At 66.1% G+C, this 20,222-nt stretch carries 14 protein-coding genes and 2 pseudogenes; 6 read left to right on the top strand and 10 right to left on the bottom strand.

Translation table 11 applies throughout. The annotated features are described in order from the left end of the window. Positions 1-138: pseudogene (locus ACWCPY_RS34130) on the top strand (IS701 family transposase); the annotation flags it as partial. Between the two features lie 450 nt (positions 139-588). Here ACWCPY_RS34130 and ACWCPY_RS34125 read toward each other — a convergent pair. Then, entirely contained in the window at positions 589-864 is a 276-nt protein-coding gene (locus ACWCPY_RS34125; RefSeq protein WP_451271585.1) for a hypothetical protein, read from the bottom strand. An 873-nt stretch (positions 865-1,737) separates the two neighbouring features. Here ACWCPY_RS34125 and ACWCPY_RS34120 point away from each other — a divergent pair. Beyond that, positions 1,738-2,235, top strand: coding sequence for a hypothetical protein (locus ACWCPY_RS34120; RefSeq protein WP_451271583.1), 498 nt, complete (start codon positions 1,738-1,740; stop codon positions 2,233-2,235). 71 nt (positions 2,236-2,306) lie between these two features. Further along, positions 2,307-4,055, top strand: a complete 1,749-nt coding sequence (locus tag ACWCPY_RS34115) for a hypothetical protein (protein ID WP_451271581.1) — start codon at positions 2,307-2,309, stop codon at positions 4,053-4,055. A 486-nt stretch (positions 4,056-4,541) separates the two neighbouring features. Here the strand turns inward: ACWCPY_RS34115 and ACWCPY_RS34110 are convergent, their stop codons facing one another. The 5 genes from ACWCPY_RS34110 to ACWCPY_RS34090 all read right to left on the bottom strand — a co-directional run bounded on the left by ACWCPY_RS34110 (position 4,542) and on the right by ACWCPY_RS34090 (position 10,538). Further along, on the bottom strand, positions 4,542-5,486 hold the full coding sequence (locus tag ACWCPY_RS34110; RefSeq protein WP_451271579.1) for a hypothetical protein: 945 nt from the start codon (positions 5,484-5,486) through the stop codon (positions 4,542-4,544). 15 nt (positions 5,487-5,501) lie between these two features. After that, positions 5,502-5,864, bottom strand: coding sequence for a transposase domain-containing protein (locus ACWCPY_RS34105; RefSeq protein WP_451271577.1), 363 nt, complete (start codon positions 5,862-5,864; stop codon positions 5,502-5,504). A 326-nt stretch (positions 5,865-6,190) separates the two neighbouring features. Continuing rightward, positions 6,191-7,456 carry a group II intron reverse transcriptase/maturase gene (ltrA, locus tag ACWCPY_RS34100; protein ID WP_451271575.1) on the bottom strand — a complete coding sequence of 422 codons (1,266 nt, stop codon included), beginning with the start codon at positions 7,454-7,456 and terminating at the stop codon, positions 6,191-6,193. A 686-nt stretch (positions 7,457-8,142) separates the two neighbouring features. Beyond that, on the bottom strand, positions 8,143-9,690 hold the full coding sequence (locus ACWCPY_RS34095; protein WP_451271573.1) for an SsgA family sporulation/cell division regulator: 1,548 nt from the start codon (positions 9,688-9,690) through the stop codon (positions 8,143-8,145). Beyond that, positions 9,687-10,538, bottom strand: a complete 852-nt coding sequence (locus ACWCPY_RS34090) for a hypothetical protein (protein ID WP_451271571.1) — start codon at positions 10,536-10,538, stop codon at positions 9,687-9,689. The genes ACWCPY_RS34095 and ACWCPY_RS34090 overlap by 4 nt, the downstream gene beginning before the upstream one ends. 204 nt (positions 10,539-10,742) lie before the next feature. Between ACWCPY_RS34090 and ACWCPY_RS34085 the strand changes: the two genes are divergently transcribed. Further along, positions 10,743-10,946, top strand: coding sequence for a hypothetical protein (locus tag ACWCPY_RS34085; RefSeq protein ID WP_266816851.1), 204 nt, complete (start codon positions 10,743-10,745; stop codon positions 10,944-10,946). Positions 10,947-11,063: 117 nt separating this feature from the next. Further along, the gene (locus tag ACWCPY_RS34080; RefSeq protein ID WP_451271568.1) at positions 11,064-11,564 is read left to right on the top strand and encodes a hypothetical protein; all 501 of its coding nucleotides are present in this window, start codon (positions 11,064-11,066) and stop codon (positions 11,562-11,564) included. A 336-nt stretch (positions 11,565-11,900) separates the two neighbouring features. On the opposite strand, the pseudogene ACWCPY_RS34075 reads toward ACWCPY_RS34080, so the two are convergent. Next, positions 11,901-12,274: pseudogene (locus tag ACWCPY_RS34075) on the bottom strand (PE-PGRS family protein); the annotation flags it as partial. A 69-nt stretch (positions 12,275-12,343) separates the two neighbouring features. On the opposite strand from ACWCPY_RS34075, the gene ACWCPY_RS34070 reads away from it, so the two are divergent. Next, positions 12,344-13,524, top strand: a protein-coding gene (locus ACWCPY_RS34070; RefSeq protein WP_451271566.1) for an IS3 family transposase whose coding sequence is annotated in 2 segments (ribosomal slippage) — positions 12,344-12,628 and positions 12,631-13,524 — 1,179 coding nt in all. Because the reading frame shifts where the segments join, the coding sequence is not laid out codon by codon here. Positions 13,525-13,533: 9 nt separating this feature from the next. On the opposite strand, the gene ACWCPY_RS34065 is transcribed toward ACWCPY_RS34070, so the two are convergent. From ACWCPY_RS34065 to ACWCPY_RS34055, 3 genes are all read right to left on the bottom strand, one after another. Beyond that, entirely contained in the window at positions 13,534-14,025 is a 492-nt protein-coding gene (locus tag ACWCPY_RS34065) for a hypothetical protein (protein ID WP_451271564.1), read from the bottom strand. A 66-nt stretch (positions 14,026-14,091) separates the two neighbouring features. Further along, positions 14,092-16,908: an RNaseH domain-containing protein gene (locus ACWCPY_RS34060; protein WP_451271562.1), complete on the bottom strand. Its 2,817-nt coding sequence runs from the start codon at positions 16,906-16,908 to the stop codon at positions 14,092-14,094. Between the two features lie 15 nt (positions 16,909-16,923). Further along, the gene (locus tag ACWCPY_RS34055) at positions 16,924-20,220 is read right to left on the bottom strand and encodes a hypothetical protein (RefSeq protein ID WP_451271560.1); all 3,297 of its coding nucleotides are present in this window, start codon (positions 20,218-20,220) and stop codon (positions 16,924-16,926) included. Between the last annotated feature and the right edge of the window lie 2 nt (positions 20,221-20,222).

Here is a 20,222-nt window from a genome sequence, read left to right as displayed (position 1 = left end):
CAGGCCCTCGGCCTGGCCCACTTCGAAGGCCGAACCTGGCCAGGCTGGCACCACCACGTCACCCTCGTCTCGGTCGCCCACGCCTTCTGCACCCTGCAGCGACTGACCCGATCCCCAAAAGAGACGGCGTCGGCCTGAGCCTCCACCGAGTCGCCCGCGAGCTACACATACTCCTCGCGACCTGGACCGGCGCCTGCACCACCTGTCACCGCAACATGCCAGACCCCGCACCAACATGACCAAGCCCTACTAGGAGGGCCACAGACTCCCTCGTCGGGTTGAGCCAACGGTCTCCCCCGGCCCGGCAAGGTGAGGAGGGGCCCCGGTCTCGCGCCCGGGGCCCCTTAACTATTGGAGCCGCGGGTACGTAAGGAGCACCTCGTGCAGAGCAGCACGTTCCCCTGGTTGCCCAACCTCACGAACGAACAGGCGTACGAATTTTTGGGCGAGGTGATCCAGGCAGCTGGGTCGGCCGGGACCCACACCGCCTTCCTCCGCGCCCTGGATGAGCGAGTGGCGCATGGACTGTCACAGCGTTCACACACGCACTGGAGGACGCGGAGCAGCTAGGCCAGCCCCTGTACGCGGTCAGTCTTCCAACGTCGCGTAGTCCTCTTCCGTCAGGTACTTGGGCTCTGACACCACACCCTTGGGATGCGAAACCGGCTCCGGGTCCCAATGCCGGTACTCCCAGGTGGCGTGCGTCGTAATCTGCTCGATGCTGCCCTTCGGCATGTTCTGGCGAGCCGCATCCGCAGCAGCCCTCACGATCTCCGTATACGTATCCTCCAGGCGTGCGGACCGGGTCACCGTGTCGTTGACCTCGATCTCCAGCTTGATCATCAGGATCTTCTTGGTCGCCATTGCGCCCTCTCATCATCGCGGACTATCAGTCTGTTGGTCGGACGACGTCTCCGTCCCGAGGTCGGTCTGGAAGCGCCCTCAAACTCTCAAGTAGCTGTCTTCCAAAGAAACCGTGATGGCGCGGATAGACCACGGCCAGACGTCCGTAGCCGGTGCGCCAGTGGCCGGCGAAGTGCTCCTCGCGCAGCTCGGGCTCGTTCTTGCCGTACAGGCCGCCGATGTACTTCGACTCCACCGGCCGGCAGGCCGCAGAAGGTGCGGGGTGAGGTGTGCGAGGTCGGGGTATTCGGCGGCGATCCAGCGGACGAAGCCGGGGCCGGACCACTCCGTCTCGCCCTTGGTGTACTTCGGGTCTATTGGCTTGGGCATGCCAGGATCGGTTGCCACCCGCCGGCAACGGTACGGAAGCGGGCACTGATTCCGCTTCCGTCTCCGCCTCGGTCAGGGCGGTGGTCCCGGCAGCGGACGCGGCCAGGGCCTCGACGAGTCCCTCCCGCGCAATCACCCGCCGGTCCAGCTCGATCTCTGCAGCCTCCAGCGCCGCAGCCGCCCGGGCCGCCGCCTCCCGCAGATCCTCGACACGCTCGCGAGCAGCCGATTCCCGCACCTCCAGCAACCCGGAATCGACGCCACCGCACACCCCTCACCGAACCAGCGGAACAGAACGTCGGGACTCTCCCTCACTCCGACCGAAACAATGCCTGACCAGCGGAAATCAAACGATCAGGTTCGGTTGAGATACGGCTTCTGAATGAGGCACGTGAGGGACGAGGCTGAGCTATAGGTTGCTCTGGCGGGCGTGTGCCGAGAGCAGCGCAGGGACCTGAGCAATTTTGACTGCAAGGTAGGTGGTGACTCTTGACCCTGAAGCAGATGCCCGACACCACACGTAGGGCAGGCAGGCCGATTGCGATCGAGATCCGGTGCGCTAGTAAGGGCGGACGGTGTGGGCGCGTCCGAGCCCTCGCTGTGGAGGCACCACCGGACAGCGGTGCTTTGCTGATCGTGACTACCGAAGGCACGCCGAGGCAGGAACTGCTGCTGGAGAGCATCGTCCGAGAGGATTTCGCCGGAGTACTCGACGGTTTCCACTGTGACCAGCAAGGCCATGACCTGCTCCTTGAAGGAACACCCACCGGGTCGACGACGTGGTCATCGACGGTTTTCGGCCGGAAGACTCGGTCGGTCCGCCAGCACCTCTACGAAGGCGAGAAGATCGTCGAAGGCGGAGTCGGCATGACGGCCGCCCACCTCCGCGACGCGTACGAGCGGTACAGAAGAAGCGGTAGAGCCCACACTCAGACTGTAAGGTGGACGGTCGGTGGTCCAGGTACCGCCGAGGTGCCTCCCATCGGCACCAGAACTCCATAAGTCGCCCGCAGCAGATCAGTTGCAGACACTCACGGTGATGGCAAACCGAGACTCCTGGAGGGGTCTCGATCGTGCTGTCCTCCGAAGGTCTCCTGAAGGCTTTGACGGGCCGCGCACCGCGGCTCATGTTGCTCACAGCGACCATCATCGTGATTTTGCCTGCAGTCTGGTCCCGTAAGGCGGAGCGTCGCGAAGACGCCCTCGACTTTCTCCATCTGCTGCTCTTCGGTCCGCCCCAGCCGTCGCCGGACCGCTACACCGAGCAGGGCCACTGGCCCGGCTCACGGACCTACACTCGCCTCATGACGACTGATCGGCCCGTCGACACCCTGCTGTTCTGGGCGATGGACGAGAGTGGAGGTGACACTACGTGTCACCTCGGCACCAACATCCATCTTTCCCCAGACCGGTTGCCGCTGCCTGACGAGGCTGCGGTTCAAGACGCCATTCATGGGTTGGTTTCCCGAGGGTGGGCTCACGTCAGTCGTCGCGGGCGCAACGCTCCTGGCGAAATTGTCTTCTACACCTTGACGTCCGTCGGCGTGCAGGAAGCTGACCGGCGCCGGAGGGCCATCGGCAGCCGACGCGACCGCTTGGTCTATGCAGAGAACGCAATCCTCAACTGGGTGTTCGAGACTGCCGAACCTGGGCGTCCAGTGGAACTCCTCGACTTCATCGACTCGGACGTAAACTCCTTCTACGGCAGCCCATTGACGGCCGCCGAGATCACTGCGGCGTCGAGCAACTTGGTCGGACTGAAGATGCTCAGCACGACCGGTGGTCCGCTGACCGGTGTCTGGTTGCAGCCCGAGGGCTATGCCTGCGCAATGTCAAATCACCCTGTCCGTAGGTACATCGAACCGAAATCGCAGCACTTCGAACAGCACATCCACCCGGGTGCCGCGGGAGCGCAGGGCATCGATGTAACCCCAAAGGGTGGTCGAGCGGAAATCCGAGGGCTCGTGACGGCCGAGGGCATCGCAGACGTGTTGCTGATCTGGCTCAGCAGCCGTACCAACAGGTGGGCAGGCGAGTACGTCGGCGTGAAGGAGTTCGCGGGCGACGATGAGACGCTCGTCCAGCGGGTGGAAGAAGCAGCCTGGCTACTCCAAGACCGTGGCCACGTCTGGGTGCTGGAGACCTCCGGCGGCTCCGATGTTGCGATCACCGACAGTGGGCTGCGCGAGGCAGATCGGATCACGGCTGAACGTGACAACCACGGCGCCCGATTCAGTTATGTTCTCGATCGGCTGGTTGCCCAGGCGTTCGCGTCACCGGGTGGCACTGTCAAGCTGCAGATGTTCGTCGCGACCACGGTCTACCTGGGTGAGCATCTGGAGGTTGCGGTGGTCTTGCGTGCCGCCCGGAGCCTTCGCGACTTCGGCCTGGCGGTGCTAACACCCGCTGAGGGCAATCCCGCGACCCTGACACTGACGTCGCGCGGCGAACACTGTGCAATGTCCGGACAGAAGGTGAACAAGTACATGAGCGAGCAAACTCCTGCGCCTGCGGGCCCGGTATTCACTCAGAATGTCTACGGCGGTACGGCCGCTCAAGGCATGAGGGTGACCCAGAACGTGGGCATTCAGGCCGATCAGCTGGCGGACCTTGTGCGCCAGCTCCGCAGTCTCGCCCCGACGCTTCCGCAGGAGACTCAGGAGGAGTTTCTGTACGACGTCGAGGTGCTCGAGGACACCGAGCAGGCGCCCGAGGCACGGTTGAGTTCTGGACAGCGGATCCTGGCTGCGCTGAATGCGGCCCCGGGCCTCCAGACACTCGGTGAGATGGTGGGGCAGGTGATCGGTGCACTCAGAGGGTGACTCCCGTGCGATCGCGCTGAACCGCCGACTGCCAGAACCCGGTTACGTCGCCCCGTTCCTTCCACCGGCCACCGGGATCTAGGCCTCCGCCCGGCGCGTCACTGCCCGATGGACCTGGCCCATCTCGACCCCGACGCCCTCGCCGCCCGGCTCGGTACCCTCGCCGGTAGCCCGAACTCGCTCGAAGCCGCGGCCTGAGCACGCATCGGAGTATTTCCCCCTCTCGAGGAGGGAGAAATACAGACGAACATGCTCAACCGTGTGTGCGAATCCCCTGCCCCGGCCCGGCCTCAGCCTCAGGCCGGGGCCGGGCCGGCGTTCTCGGCCGGATCATCCGCCGCAGACTGGAGCGGGCCGCCGCAAGGTCTTCCTCAACCTCCCGCAGGCTGTCTTCCAGCTCGGTCTTCTCCCGCCGCAGCCGGGCTGCCTCGCCCATCAGTTCATCATTCTGTCGGGTCAGCTGGGCCTTGACCCAAGGCCGGGCAGTTAGCGATCTGCCGTTGTTTGCAAGGCAGTTGGTTTCCAGGTCGTAGCTGTGTAGAGACCGGGGCCGATCTTGTGGATGGGGCCACTGTCCGCCCATCGGGAGAGTTGCCGGTACATGGTGTCCAGCCGGATGTCGCCGAAGCGGGCGGCGATCTCTGCAACTCTCCACAGGCGGTTCGGGTCGTCCTGGAGCAGGGCGAGGATGCGGTGCCGACGGTGCCGGGAAGGGACGGCGTTCCGATCGTCGCGCGAGACCGCGGGCAGCGTCGGTTGTTCGGGGCCGGGTTCGAGGACGGTGACGGCGAGCTGGGTGACCTGGTCACGGGCGGTCTGGAGGGCCACGGTGAAGCAGTAGCGGTCCGGGTCGGTGCCGGCTTCGGACTCGGCGGCCTCGACCATCACCGCCCGCAACGCCTGATAGAGCGACAGCAACGCCCACATCTCCTGGCCAATTCTGGCCGGATCGTTCGAGCGCATCACGTGTCCGTGCAGGATCGTGCGGCGGAGCGCGTAGTACGCGCTCTCGTGTTCCCGGCACTCGTGGTAGAGGACGGTGAGGGCGGCAGCGGGATGGCGGCGGGCGTCGGTCAGGGTGGTGACCAGGCGGTAGGAGCCTGTGAACACGGGGCCGTCGTCACAGGTCACCGTGATCTCGGCGTCGATGACGCAGACCTTCACGGTGCCGATCACCGAGAGGTAGGAGCCGTCGGCCAGGCGGGGCAGGACCGGGGTGCGGCGGTTGTTGCGGAGTCGGCCCAGTACCTGCGCGCCGGTCGCGGTCACCGCCCTGAGGAAGGCGTTGCCGTCGAACCCCTTATCCCACAGCACCAGCATGTCCGGGCTCAGCAGGTGCAGCAGATGGCCGGCACAACTGGTCTCGCCCTCGTCGGTGGAGCCGAACACGGCGCCGATCAGGGACCTGGTCCCGGTTTCGACCAGCGTCATCAACTCCAGGGTGGGTTAGCCGTGATGCGCCGTCCGTCCCAGCCAGGCCCGGTTACGCGGCGAGTCCGGTACCCGCAGCGAGCTGCAGCCGTCAAACGACGCTGTCCGGTAGCCACCGAACCGCACCCCCGGCGTCATCGGGCGGGCCAGCGGCCCGGCAAGTACCTCGAACAGCGCCCGCTTCGGTGCGGTTCCCAGCCGGCGCCGCAGGTCCCGCAACCCCTTCGCGCTCGGCGAGGCCACCGGCATACCCGCCAAGCCGCCGACCAGCTTGTCCCACACCAGCCGGTAGCCGACCTCGGGGAACAGACACGTCGCGAGCAGCAAGTACACCCCGACCCGGGACGGCAGATCACGCAGCCGCCGCTGCACGTACATGTCTCCGCCAGCACCGCATCGACCAGCTCGAACGGCACGACGGCCGTCAGTTCGCCGAGGTGCGCCGGGGCGAACCTCCCCGCGGCCACGGTCACCGTACGAGTGATAGCCGTCAGCGGCAACGGCAGGACAGAATGCAACAGCAACGGAGCTCCTCGGGAACAAGCTGTCTTGGCCGACTGCCTGTATCAACGAGCTCCGTTGCACTTTACTCTCGCCCCCTCAACGCACTTGCGTGCCGAGTAGCCGAGGGGAGTCTCACCCCTCGGCTCTCACAGAACCGTGCGTAAAAGTCTCCCTTTACACGGCTCTTGTCGTTCTGATCGTCAGATCTGCATGGCGGACACGGTTGGGGTCAGGCGCCAGTGCGCGAACATGCGGGGGTATCGCCGGGCGATCTCCTGCATCTTCGCGATGGCCTTCCGCTTCGCCGCGAGCCGTTTGTACTTCTGGCGGATCCAGCGCACCAGGTAGGCGTTGATGCGCATCACGAAGGGGATCAGCTCCCACGGTCTGAAGCGTCCGTAGTAGTTGATCCAGCCCGCCACGACAGGGTTGATCCTGCGGGCGAGCTCGTGGAAAGACAGGTCCGAGCGGGTGTGCAGGTGCCAGGAACGCACCTCCCGCCCCATCTTCTTCAGGGCTTCCCTGCTGACCGCCGGGTTGAACGACAGGAACTGCCTGCCGTGCCGGTCCCGGCCTCGTCTGGCGTGGAACGTGTACCCGAGGAACGTGAACGCCGTGTGCTCATAAGAACCTCGACGCTTGCCGTCCTTGCAGTAGACGATCCGGGTCTTGTCCGGGTGCAGGCGCAGCCCGACCTCGGCCATCCTGTCCGCGAGTGCTGCCAGCACCTCGCGGGCCTGGCGCTCGGAGAGGCAGTGCATCACCGCGTCATCCGCGTACCGCTCGAACTGGACGTCCCGAAAGTTGCGGACCATCCATGTGTCGAACGCGTAGTGCAGGAACAGGTTCGCCATGACGGGAGAGACCGGAGCCCCTTGCGGGGTCCCTTTCTCCCGCTCCAGCAGGGAGCCGTCAGGCATGGCGAGCGGGGCAGCCAGCCACCGCCGCACATACAACTTCACCCAGACGGCGTCGGTGTGCGCATCCACCGCCTTGACCAGCAGGTCCCAGGGAACGCTGTCGAAGAACTTGGCGATGTCAAACTCCACCACCCAGTCCCTCTTCCAACAACGCTCCCGGCATTTATCCACCGCGTCCAAGGCAGACCGTCCAGGCCGGTATCCGTAGCTGTCCGGGTGGAACACCGGCTCCACTCTTCGCATCAGATACCGGGCCACCACGGTCTGGGCCACACGGTCGGCGACAGTCGGAATTCCTAGAATTCTCTCGCCACCGCCATGCGGTTTCGGGATGGCCACCGCGCGCACCGGCGGCGGAAAGTACGAGCCCGACGACATTCGATTCCAGACCTTATAGAGATTATTCTTCAGGTCCTTCTCGAATTCGCTGATGCTCTGTCCATCCACTCCGGGCGCACCCTTGTTAGCCCTGACTTCCTCCCACGCCTCCTTGACTTCCCACTTCGAAATATCAAACGGCTTGATCTGAGACTTCAACTGGTCCACCGAACTCCTCCCGGACTGCGTCCGGTTGATGCGATCAACTCAGCCACGAACGACCCGGCCCCTTCGCTCCATCCCCGTTACAGGGGCTTCATCACTACTACGAGCCGGTCCGCCGGCAGGGCCCGCGCCGGTACTCAACCCCTCGCAGTGTCCGCTGCTTGGGGCGCTCCCTCTCGCCGCCGCGACATGGCGGCACTATCGGGACCTGCCTTCTCCTGTTCCATGCGAAAGCCGCAGACCGGGCTCACGTCGCCTACATGCCGGACATCACCTGGCCAATAAACGGGCACCCGCCAGGCTCATCCCGGAGTACAGGTCACACCCCGGTTTTGATGCCATCTGTTTTTCTTTCGACACGTCAGCAGCGATTCACTTGCGTTCGCCTTCCCGATCCCTACCTGACGCCTCTTACGGCGCCTTTTCCTCATCGCTCACCACGACAGTCTTCAGCTAACGCAGCATGAGGGGGTTTGAAGCCTCCCCCCGCAGGGCGACTTCGAAGGGCCACAACCTTCATCTTTCGCACAGCACCAATTCCAGAAGCTGTCCTACAACCAACTCCCTTTCATGTTCAGGACACAAGACCTGCGAAAACGCTAACTACCCGGCCTTGAGCCAAGGCCCGGTGTCACCTATCCCTGCAGCAGTCCCTGACCAAGCCCTACTAGGTTCTTGGGAAGGAGCTTTTACTTGTTCCAGTCGGTCTCTCCTCGGCATGCGAGTTCACTGAGATCGCTCTCCAGGGCGTCGAGCGCTGAGGCCACCTGGTGATCCTCTGCTCCCACTGTGCACAGCTGCCAGGTGCGTTCCAGGTAGTGCTTGAGACGCTGGTGAGAGATCGACAACAGTGCTGTTCCATATGGCGAGTTCAGTCGCAGGTACGTGCGTTGGTGTTCGTGCGGGCTGGTGGGCTCCGGTGTCCAGATGACGACATCACCGTCGCCTGCGCTCCGGCTGAGTCCGTCGATCAGCAGACCCCGTGCGATGAGCCAGACAACAAATTCGTCGGTGCCAGGGTGGAAGGTCATCTGCACAGCGAAAGGATCGCTGGGGCGATAGGCGAGTTCGACAGCGACGGGTGCACCTGGGTCGTTCTCCTGTTCGTGGAACAGCATCTCCACGCGGCCGCGCAGCACTGGCGTCCCTTCCTGTTCCGTGAGAAGGAGTTCGCCGACATCCTCCTGGTCACCGCGGTAAAGGTACTCGCCGGTGCATGTGACCGGTGCTTCTCTCGCAGTCGCGATGGAGTGCGGTTCGTGGGATACGGCACCGTGGAATGCGGGCCCGCGCGGTGGCGCCGACAGGGTGGGCAGATGGCTGGCCAACAGTAGCTGCTGCGGCCATGCCAGATCTGCGCGGTGCTCTCTGATCGCTGCAATCGGCTGATAGCGGTGTTGGCCCGTGAGGAACGTTGCATGCCAGAAGTCGGATTCGCAGTCTCCGTCCATGCGCGCGAAGGACCACAGGTCTGCTTCATCCGCAGCAGTTCTCCGGCGCGGCACGAGCAGGTTGGGACGCAATTCTGGTGGAACCGTTCCTGCTGCGTGCCAGGCGGTGACAGAAGCCAGCGACGGGCACATCTCACCGATGCCAGCAGCGGTGGGAGGCGCCATCAGCAGGTCGGTCATTTGTGCTGCATGCACGTGGCGTGTCTGCTCGAGGGCAGGCGGAGGTGCGGCCGGGTGAGCGCAGCCGTACGGGGCATGTGCGGGAAGCGCGGGTGCCCGTTCGCTGTCGTGTACGCACGGGGTACTGAAGGCCAGCTTCACTTCGTCGATGAGGCGTTCGGTTCGGATCACGGTGAAGGGCTGCTGCCTCAGATCCCGCATCCGCCGGTCAAAGTGGTGGGGTGTCTGCCGTCGTGCTGCCAGGACGGCAAGGACTGCCGTGACATGTGTCTTGCCGCTGTTCAGGTGGCCCACCACGACTCCGCCCGAGGAGGGCAGCCGGGCGCTGGATCGCAGAACTGCGAACGCCCTTGGATCGGCGCACAGGACGGTGATCGGCCGTCCGGTGCGGCTCCAAATGAGGGTCGGTGTGCTGCAGGGCTCGTGATCTTGGTGCCGGGGTTCGCCTGCGAGGGCCTGGGCCATACGGCTCGCGACCTCTGCGGGGATCGGTTCCGTCTCGGCCAGGACATGCTGTGCGCCCAGGCTGGATGCCTCGAGCAGTGCGTCGAACTCGTCCTCGGTCATTTCGGCGTCGTCCATGACGGGGTACTGGTTCAGGCTCATCGTGCTCCTCCTTCCCCGAGTTCGGGCTCTTGCTGGTAGGCGTTGAGGAATCGCGTGCGGGTCCGGCTCAGACGGCGCTCGAGTGCCTTCTCGGTCAGGCCGACCTGGAAAGCGGCCTCGGCCTGGGTGTAGCCCAGGGCGCGCAGACCCAGTCCCTTGCGGAGCTGGGTGTCGGGGATGTGGGGCAGGACACGGGCGAGTTCGTCGGCGGTGGCAGCGACGTAGTAAGGGTCGACGGCCCTCTGGTCGGGGATGTCGCGCGGCTCTTCCTCGTCATACGGCTGAGGCTGAATATCGAGTTCGGCCACCAGGCGGCTCTTGCCGTTAAACCAGGTCTCGTAGGCGGGGCGGTAGCTGCGGACCGCTGCGCCGACGACGAAGGTGGTGAGGCTGGCGCCGCCCTCGGGGTTCCAGCCTCCCTGCCTCAATCCCCGGTCGCGGAACAGTTCCATTCCGCTGATCATGGCGTCGGTGGCTACCTCGACGCGGTCATCCTGCGTCCAGGTGCTCGTGATCATCCGTGGCTTGACGGGACGGCCGGCGGCACGCGCACGGGCGAAGATCTCACCGGTGCGGGACCACTTGATGATGATGCGCCATCCGTAGTTCCACCAGCGGGCGGCGACCTTGTCGTAGCGGGGTCCGCTGAAGTCGTCGCGGCGCAGGATCTCGACAATGCGCCGGTCGGCCTCGATACGGGCGGCTGCGTCCGCGGCCTGCGTGCCGGTGGAGCGGGTCAAGTCCCGTTCGAGACTCGCGAGGGCATCGAGGCCCGGCTCGTTCGAGCTGGGGCCGATCTCATGCGACTCGTCGTCGGGAGCACGCTCCCCCTGAATCCCGTCCAGCACATTCGCTCCCTTGCCTCGCCCGCCGCGGCCCCGGGCGGGACCGACCGACTTTCACACCTGGGTCATAGGCCCGCTCGGGGAAACGCCCCCCGCCCAATCCAGAGTTTCTTGTGTGACTCACGTCACGCGGGGGGAAAGTGGGGTGCGGCTGCTACAGCACCAGTGAGAACCGATCGTTCGGGGCGCCGTGGTGTCCCGCCAACCGTGCTGGAGTTGATGATGTCCAACCCGAATCCGCAGCCGCTGCTGGGCTTGCGAGCAACGCTCGTTCTGCTGCTGGGGGCACTGGTGGGGCTCGGTGCCGGAGTGCTGACCGTTCTGTCCGGCGGGGCTGCCGCCAGCGCCGTACTCGCCGGAGGTGCCGCGTTCGGCGCAGGCGTCCTGTTCTTCCACGCGATCATCGCGTAAGCCACGCGCTGCCGGGCACGCCACGGGGCTGGTTGCGGTGTGCCTGTGGCTTGGCTCCTCGCCGAGCAGGCTATGGCGTGGCACGGCGACATCGCGGTGTCGAAGTAGCGCAGGCAGGTGCGGCCGCTGCTCACGGTCCACGGCAGGACGTACGAGATCAGCTTCAAAGAACGGCAGAAGCAGGTCCGGTACGTGCCCACGCAGCCGGGCCGGCGGACGTACGAATGGCAGCGGGTCACCCCGGCCCACCGGCTCGAAGCGTCCGGCAAGCTGGAGCTGCGGGTGGCCCAGCAATCGGGGTACAGCTACGGCTGGACGAAGGAATGGTCCGACACCGCCAAGAAGCCGTTGGAGAACCAGATCGATGCCGTCCTCCGAGCGCTGAAGGCCCGCGCGGAGGAAGAGGAGCAGGCCCGGCTGACGCGGGAGGCGGAACAACAGCGTCAGCGTGAAAAGCGGGAGCGGCAGGAGGAGGAACGCCGCCTGCAAGAGGCCCAGGAAGAAGAGGAGCACCGCTGGCGGAAGGCGGAGAAGAAGGAGCGCACGCGGCGAGAGTGGGAAGCTGCGGTCAGCGTAGCGACGATCAAGGCGATGGACGCCGTACGGGTCGACCGGTAAGGCACCGCCCTGGCGCAGTGGCGGGTCGCAGGAGAGATGCGGGCCTTCTGCGCCGCGCTCGACGAGGCCGCCTCCACCTCGGACGACGCCCACGAGGCCGAGCAGCTTCGCAAGTGGTCAGCGTGGGGGAAGGTGGAGGCTGACCGGCTCGACCCGACCGTGGCCGGCCGGAGCCTGACTGGCCACACCTCCACGCGGAACCCACGGGTGACCAGCTACGGCCTTTCCTCGACGGCTGGCACCCGCAGCGGCCGGAAAAAGAGAAGCCTCCGAAGCAGGAAGAACCCAAGGCGGAGGCTGAACCGCCCAAGCCGGAGCCGGAGCGGTGGCGCGGCTTCAGCGACGAACGTCTGAACCAAGGCTGGAGATATGGACCCCAAGGTCGCGCTCAATGGTGGAGGCGATGACGCCGTGCCCACGGTCACGTAGGGCCTTCACCGAATTCTCCACAAGCTTCCCGAGCCGGGCGACCTCCTCGCGCAGGGCGACCAGCTCGTCGTAGCGCTCGGCCTTGTCCTGGCCCACCACTCCCGGACGGTCCGCAGGACGGCCGCTTCCGCGTCCAGCTTGCGGTCGTCCCGGCGGCTGTAGGAGTACCAGGAGGACTGCGTGCGCTCCTGATCGATGGCCTGCTGCCTGCGGTCCACCTCCGGAAGGATGTCCTCGGCGAGACGGCCGGCCACAGGGCGTGCAATGCGCTCGGTGATCGGCCGGGACTGCTGCAGGGTTGGGTGACACCTGACCTGGCTTGCTGAGAAGCGGCCTGGAAGGATGTCGCAGTGCCCAAGCCGTATCCGAAGGAGTTCCGCGAGGACGTCGTACGTGTCGCGCGCAACCGCGAGCCCGGCGTCACGCTGGAACAAATCGCCGCCGACTTCGGCGTCCACCCGATCACGCTGTCGAAGTGGCTGCGCCGTGCCAACACCGACGAGGGCGGCAGGCCCGCGACAGCGTCGGGTGAGTCGGCCGAGCTGCGCGAGGCCCGCAAGCGAATCCGGCTGCTGGAACAGGAGAACGAGGTGCTCAGAAGGGCCGCGGCGTATCTGTCGCAGGCGAACCTGCCCTCAAAATGATGTACCCGCTCGTCCGCGAGCTGGCCGCCGCCGACGCCCCTCACCGGGTGCCGGTGGCGGTGACGTGCCGGGTGCTCGGGCTGGCCCGCCAGCCCTACTACCGGTGGCTGGCCTCACCGGTCACCGTTTCCGAGCTCGCCGGGGCATACAGGGCCAACGCCCTGCTCGACGCGCACCGCGACGACCCCGAGTTCGGCCACCGCTTCCTCCTCGACGAGGCCCGCACGGCCGGTGAGCCGATGGCCGAGCGGACCGCCTGGCGGATCTGCAGGGACAACGGCTGGTGGAGTGCCTTCGGCAAGCGCAGGGGCCGGGGCAAGAACGCCAAGGCCGGCCCTCCGGTCCACGATGACCGGGTGCGGCACGACTTCACCGCCGACGGGCCGAACCGGCTGTGGCTCACGGACATCACCGAGCACCCCACCGGCGAGGGCAAGTTGTATCTGTGCGCGGTCAAGGACGTGTACTCCGGACGCATCGTGGGCTATTCCATCGACGCCCGGATGCAGTCCAGCCTCGCGGTGAGAGCCCTTGAATCCGCCGTCGCCCGCCGCGGCCAGGTCGTCGGCTGCATCGTGCATTCCGATCGCGGGTCGCATTTCCGCTCACGGAAGTTCGTGTCCGTTCTCGCACGTCACCACCTGGTCGGCTCCATGGGCCGGGTCGGTGCGGCCGGCGACAACGCGGCCATGGAGAGCTTCTTCGCGCTGCTGCAGAAGAACGTCCTCGACCGCCGTACCTGGGCCACCCGCCAGGAACCGCGGATCGCGATCGTTACCTGGATCGAACGCACCTACCATCGACGCCGGCGTCAGAGACGCCTGGCCCGATTGACCCCCGTCGAGTACGAGACCATCATGACCCCACCCGCAGCTCTGGCTGCATAAACCCCGCTGTCACCCGATCATGCAGCAGTCCCGCCACCCGGCCAGACACCTGCCGTGGCGGTCATCGTAGACCATCGGATCGCCTCGCAGCTCCGCGGGATCCATGCCGACAAGGGGAGCGCTGCCGTCGAGACTGCCCATCTCCAGGATCCCTGCGTCCGCGACACTGCGCCGCAGCCGCAGTTTGCTCTTCGGGCGGACGAACCCGAGGATCAACCGTGCAGCCTCGAAGTCGGCACTCTCCCGCGCGTGACGCGACGCCTCGGCCAGAGCAAGCTCGCTCGCGTCGTCCGCACGGAACGCCTCGACGTCCTCCCAGCGAGCTACGAGGGACGTCGCGTCGACCCACTCCTGCAGTCCGGCGTCGTCGCCGTTTAGGAACCGCACGTGGAGCCAGTCAGCCCTGCCACGACCGCCTACTCGTACGACCTCGACCCGACGAACCGGGCCGCCTAGCTCCTTTGGCCTCGCTCGGTAGGGCCAGTGCTCACCCATCTCCATGGGTCCATTGAGCCAGGTCTGCTGATCCCGTCGCCCCGTGATTGCGAAACCAGCTGCGTGGCTCCTCTACTCGGTTGTTTCTGCTTCTTCGCCTCCGTCCCCGCTTCCCGGCTCCGCATTAGCCACCTCACGCCGGTACTGCGGGTGGTCGAGGTCCATTTGCCGTGCCGCATGCAGCGGCACTGGGTAACGGGCGCGGTCGGACCAGAAGAGGGTCTGGTGGCACAGGCGGGCGGTCATGGCCGCCAGTGCCTCACGTGCCTCGTCGGACGGTCCCCCGATGGGGAGGATCTCGGTGGCGGTCATGGCGTAGAAGTTCTGCGGCATCTCGCCTTTGCGGCGCTTCGATCGGTCCTCTGACTGCACGGATTTCTCCGCTTCCCATCGGGTTCGCTTGGATCCCAGGCGGCCTGCGCCGCTGCCGTCGTAAGCACGCGGCACGTTACACAGCAGCCACGCCGGCGTCCCAAAGTCCGTGTCGACTTCGAAGAGCAGCGTCGAGGTGTCCTTCTCAACGGGTTCGGCGCCGTCCTTCTTGCCCAGGTGGGTGACGCTGACAGGCTGGGGAACCTCCTCATCTTCCGTGTTGAGACGGATGACGGCCAGTGGTGCGTCCCCGCCGAGCCGCGCCCCGGGAAGCTGGTACCGGCTCCGGACGCCGTCACCGCCTGTCTGTCCCGGCTGGTCGCCTAGGCGCATATTCTGCAGACTGTCCCACATCCGTCGCGCGGACTGCGCGTCCACGGTGACTGTGTACTGCATGCCGTCCAGCTCGTCGGCGAGGTCGCCAAGGGCGCGTTCCACCATGTCGGCGGCGCCGTCCCACTTCTGCCGATAGCTCGTCGTGTCCGCGGAGGGTTCGGGATAGGGCTGGGTGTGGAAGGCGTTCTGCGCCGAACGGTACGGCCGCCATACCGGGGCGGTAGAGCTCCAGCCGAGCAGAGACCATGCTCCCTGCGAGGACTGTGGCGGAACCAGCGCGGTGGCCGTAATGACGGTCTTGGGCTCGCCCTTCTCTCCAAAGCGGCGGTTCTGCTGTCGCACGTGCACGCCGACGTGGGCCAGCCGGTCGACGGGGAATCCGGTTGCGCTCTGAAGGGCATTGGAGATCCGTTCGTCGGTGACACCGAGCGAGCGGTACAGGTCGAGCAGAGCCATCTGTGCTGGGTGGTCCTCGCCAGTGGGCTCAATGACACCTTCCTTCCCGCGGCCTTTCAGGTACTGCGACGGGACGTCGAGTCGAGCCAGCACAGACTTCGTCTGCGGTTTTGCGTCCAGATCGTCCAGGTCGCGAGCCTCGACGCCAGGGAAATCTTCAGCGTGCGGAAGTTCAGTCTCGCACCAAGCGCCGCCCAAAACTCCGTCGCGGGACCTGAGTGAGGCGCTCACAGCTCCCAAGGCTTCCGCCCGGTCGCGCCCGCGACCTGGCCGCAGGAAGTCCGGCACGTAATGGAAGACAGCTGTGATCCGCCCCTGGTAGAGGTCAATCTCGACGCCTTCCTTGGTATCAAGGCCGACAGGGCTGAGTCCGAACGCGTTACAAAACGTCTGCAGCATGCGCTGCCGAGTCTCGTCGCGGTACCAGAGGCATGCGATGCGGAGCTTCTTGAAGCCGGCCTCGTCGACGGAGACAGAAAGCGACTCCGCTGACGGGAAGAGACTGCCCCGCGCGCGCAGTGGCTCCTTGCTGCCGGTCCGCTCGCGTTCCTCCTTACGACGCTTGTACTCCTGGGCCGAGACTTTCTCAGGGTCGGTAGGGCGTCGCGGCAGCGTCATCGCGGTCTGGCGCATGGACAGGCGCTCTGAGTCATCACCGAAGATGGCGTCTGCGTGGGCGCGCAGGAGCCGTAGGTGGTGCATGCCGACGCCGGTTCCGATCGGATGTTGGTAGTTCTTTGCGGGGATGGGCCAGACCTGGCCAGGGTGTTCGCGGGGGAGCTGCAGCTTCTCCTTGAAGGCCCTGGCCCGCTCGCGCAGTTTCTGCTCGCGCTCGGAACGCTTGGCGATGGACTGCAGAATCGAGTAGTCCATCTCCAGTCGGCCGAGTGCTTGCAGGGTCTGCCGGGGGATCGTCTTCATTCCGCCCCGCCCGTTGAGCTTTACCTCCAGGATCGGGCGTCCCTCACCGGGCTGGACGGCAAGTGCAGTGGAGCTGTAGATCAGCGAGGACGAGATGCGGGAGACGCGCGCGTCCAAGAGCAGCACAGGGTGTTGCACATTCGGGAGGGTCTTAAGGCGCACCGCCGTGCGGCACACGGCGTAGCGACCGCCGCTCTCGTTCTCCCAGGGGTCGTCCAGCGCGACTAGGCCGCCAGTGATATCGGGACGCAGTGCGATCACTCGACCGTTGGAGAGCTGGAAGGGAACGGCTGCGAGACGCTCCGCCAGCCCCCAACCCACGCTCTTGTAGAGCCAGTTCGGGGAATCCGGCTGGGTTTCCTTAGTCCCTGCCAGGTGCTCCTTCAGGGCGAATTCCCGCTCAGGAGCCCTCGCGATCCGTGCTGCGAGCTCGGGCGGCTTCCTCAAGTCGATCATCTCGACCTGCTCGCCGAGGGCGAGGCCGTACGTCAGGGTGAAGGCTTTGCACAGCAGATCGCTGTTGATCGGCTGCCGTGACACCAGGAACGGCGCTGCGCCCTTGGGCTCGAAGTACACATACCCGCCGGTGATCACCTGGAGCACGGTCGTGGCGATGGTGTACGGCGCCTGGGCCTCCTCCTTGCCGAAGCGCTTCCTGCACTGATTGGTGAAGGTGCCCCACAGCTTGGCCGTCTCCGCGTCCAGCCAGCGCACATGAACCATGGCGTCCCCCACCAGAGCGGGAGTGCCGCGGTAGGCCAGTGTGTGCAGGTACTTGCCCGGCTCGAGGTTTTGGTCGCTCACTCGTCTCTCCTCTTTTCAGGGGGTGAAGGTCGGGTCGATGCCCGCGTAGGAGAGGAAGGCGTTGAGGGCTTCCCCGTACAGGTCGTTCATCTGTCGCTTCACCACCGGAGGCCACTGCTCGTGAATGCGGCGCAGGACGGTTTCCAGATCCGAGCTCCAGGTGTCCTCGTGGAAGGCATAGTCGACCAGGTGCAGGACGGCCTCGGTACCGCCTCGGCGGGCCCGTCCGGCCAGCTGGATCAGATCGACGACGACACCCGCGACGACCTCCTCCTGGAGCGACTTGGGCATGGAGGTGAACTGAGGCGTCGCACGCAAGATCAGTTCGAGCTTCTGCCATGCGGCGGTGCGTGCCTTCTCCAACGCGTCGTCTGGGTTGGCGCTGCCGCCCTCTGGGAGTGCGTGCAGCCCGGCGGCGTTGACGCTGGCGTACATCTCCGCAGGTTCGGCGAACAGCGCCAGGGGGCGGACACAGAGGTAGACCGAGCGCACGGCGGAGCGGATCCCGACGACAATGTTTAGACCGCGGGCGATCAGCGCCAAGGGAACGACCAGGACGTTGCCGTATTGCGGGAAGTCCTCGAACTGCTCGGCCGTGAGGCGAGTGGCAATGTTCTCCCGGGGTAGGTCGGGGTCCGGGCTGTGCCGGTCGCCGTCCCGCACGGCCACGCAGAGTCCTTCGCGGTAGGTGCCGGCCTGCGCGATGCCTCGCGCCAGCCAGGCACACTGCTGGTACGAGTTAGCCACGACCAATACATGTGCGCGGTCCTTGTCCTTGGCACGCTGTCGCTCCAGCTCCCGGTGGATGTACTGGTCGTACAGCTCCGTGCCGAGCTCGATCAAGGCGCCCTTCTTGCGGCTGGGGTGCTGGCCCGAAATCTTGATCGGCTCGCCGTACATGGGGTGTCCCTCGCCGTACTCGATACGGTGGCGTCGAGCGCGGATCGAGCGGGCCTGAGCATCGGTCATCCACCAGCGCACGGGCGCGTGGACGTGCTCACGTACCGCCTGGGGGAAGTACGCCGTGGCGGAAAGGCCCATGACGGGACGCTCCACCCCGGCCAGGCACAGCGAGACAAGACCGCCTAGCTCGGCGGTGAAGGTGTGCGGGTCGCCCGCGATGCTCTGCGCAACAAGCTCGGCATCGCTCTCCCGCTTCTCCAGACCAGTTACCCGGTAACCCGTGATCGAGCGCCCCAAGAGGCCAAGTGGGAGGACGGCCGAGACAGCGCTCGGGCTGAGCGTCTCGGCAATCCGCTGCGCGGAGCGAAGCCCGGAGGGGCGGTAGTGCCGCACGCAGGTACGCAGTTCGGAGAGCGCTTCATCCAGCTCAGTCATGGTCGCCCGAGTAACGAGCAAGTTGACCGCCTGGGCACGCTGGTACGGGTCCTTAACCCGTGACTCCAACAGCCGGTGCAGATCGAGCTTCACGGCGTCGAGCAGTTGTTGGCCGCGCGGGGCCACCAGCGCCTCCAGAGCGCGGCGCACCTCGTCCCACCCCACCTCCGTCGAATCGCTCTCCGTGGCGCGTGACTGCAGGTAGCGGGCAGGCATGAGGTCCTGGAGGCGCCGAGCGAGGTCAGCTGGAAGGTCTTCCTCCCCGGAGGTGGCCAGGTCCGGCCAGAGCAGATGGATCAACTGCCGGTCACAGCCACGGGCAAGGTGCCAGCGCAGCCCCGTGCGGTCCGGCACACGGTTCCCCGCGCGCTCGTCGTCTCTGACGTCCAGACGCAGCGCGTTTTTGCATACGGCGAGCAGAAGGAACTCCGCCATCAGCCGTACCTGTCCAACCGACGGCAGCAGGCTGGCCTCCGCCGAGATCGGCAGCCGCTTCGCGTCCGTGTCCATCTCCTGCGGGGCTGCCGTCCAGTGCCTGCGCGAGTGCAGGACGACCTCGCCGGCGCATCGGTCCACCGCCCTCGACTGGAACTGGTCGACCTCGTCGACGAGGACGGCGTGGCAGGTGCGCAATGCGAATTCGGCAACGCTCACCCCCTGGACGGGGCGCCCGTCAAGGTTCACGCCGATGCGCAGGTTGCCCTGGAGGAAGGCGAAGTGATTTGTCACAACCACGTGCGCCGAACAGGCTTCGTATACGGGAGCGAACTTGCCGCAGGTGGGAATCCAGGGGCAGGTCGACGCACCCAAGTTCTGCCGGTACAAGGACAAGCAAGGCTCACGGCCGGGGGGATATTCGGCGTTGGACTCCAGCAGTGGTCGCTGGGCGCACCCATAGGAGAGCGGGTCCACGTCCCGTTCACCGCTCTCGCCCCACTCTCCGGGTGCCTGCGGGTCCTCGTCAATGAGGCGGGCCAGCTTGTGCGCGCGGTCGTGCATGCCTGATGACGACATCAGGTGCGCGCAGCCGGTCTCGTGCTTGATGACGCCGAGGCCCTGCAAGACGTGCAGGTCGGACCGGATCTTGCGGGTGATGGCCAGGCACGCCTTGATGTCGGGCAACACGATGGCCACCCGGTGGCCCTGCTGGGCGAACCATGCGGCCAGGACCCGCACCAAGACGCTCTTGCCCGTGCCCGTCGGCGCGTGGAAGATTTCTAGCCCGCCGGCCGTCATCCGCAACGCTTCCTGTGGGCTGATGGAGTCGGACGTCTGCAGGACAGAGAACAGACCCTTGAGGACCGCGTGCAGGTAGCGCTTCTCCTCCGGCTCACCGCTCTCGATCTGCGCAGCCAGTTCGAGCAGGTCCTCGGTAGGGATGCGGGGGTTGTCCAGCGGGGGCGCAGTGGCAATGTGCGGCAGGCGGTCGTGGCCGAATGCCTCGGTGAAGCCGGGGTAGGTGGGGATCGTCAGCTGACCGTGCACCTGGCCGACGCCCTGAACGCTGATCTCCCCCGTCTTCCAGAATCCGGGGCCGGCGAACTCGGGGGGCTTCGGCCGCGCGCTGGGCCGCCGGTACCGGGCGATCTGTCGGTCAACGTAGGCCAGCAGGTCGCCGCCGACCCGCGGGATGGCTGCCTCGGCGGTGAGCGGGTCTCCGCCCGCCGGTTCAAATGTGAGCAGCTTCTGGGGCTCACCAGGGTCCTCGTCACCAAGATCCGTGAGCAGTGCCCGGGCGGCGGGGGTGAAGTGCCGTAGGTCGCCGAACTTGCCGGGGGCGTTGCGGTACACGTCGACGATGCGTCGGCGTTCTTCGCTCGTCAGCTCCGGCCACCGGTCCCAGGCCCGGAATTGCCCGGACAGCAGGAAGGCCGCCTCCCGGAAGGGGGCAGCGGGTGCATCGCTGTCCTCAGACGCCTCGGGGAAGTAGTGGGCGGCCAGTGCGAGGGAGGCGCACAGCGCCGTCTGTTCCACGG

The organism is Streptomyces sp. NPDC002403, from assembly GCF_053593015.1.
The sequence above is the reverse complement of the archived record's forward strand: the minus strand, read 5'-3'. Positions and strand labels throughout refer to the sequence as shown.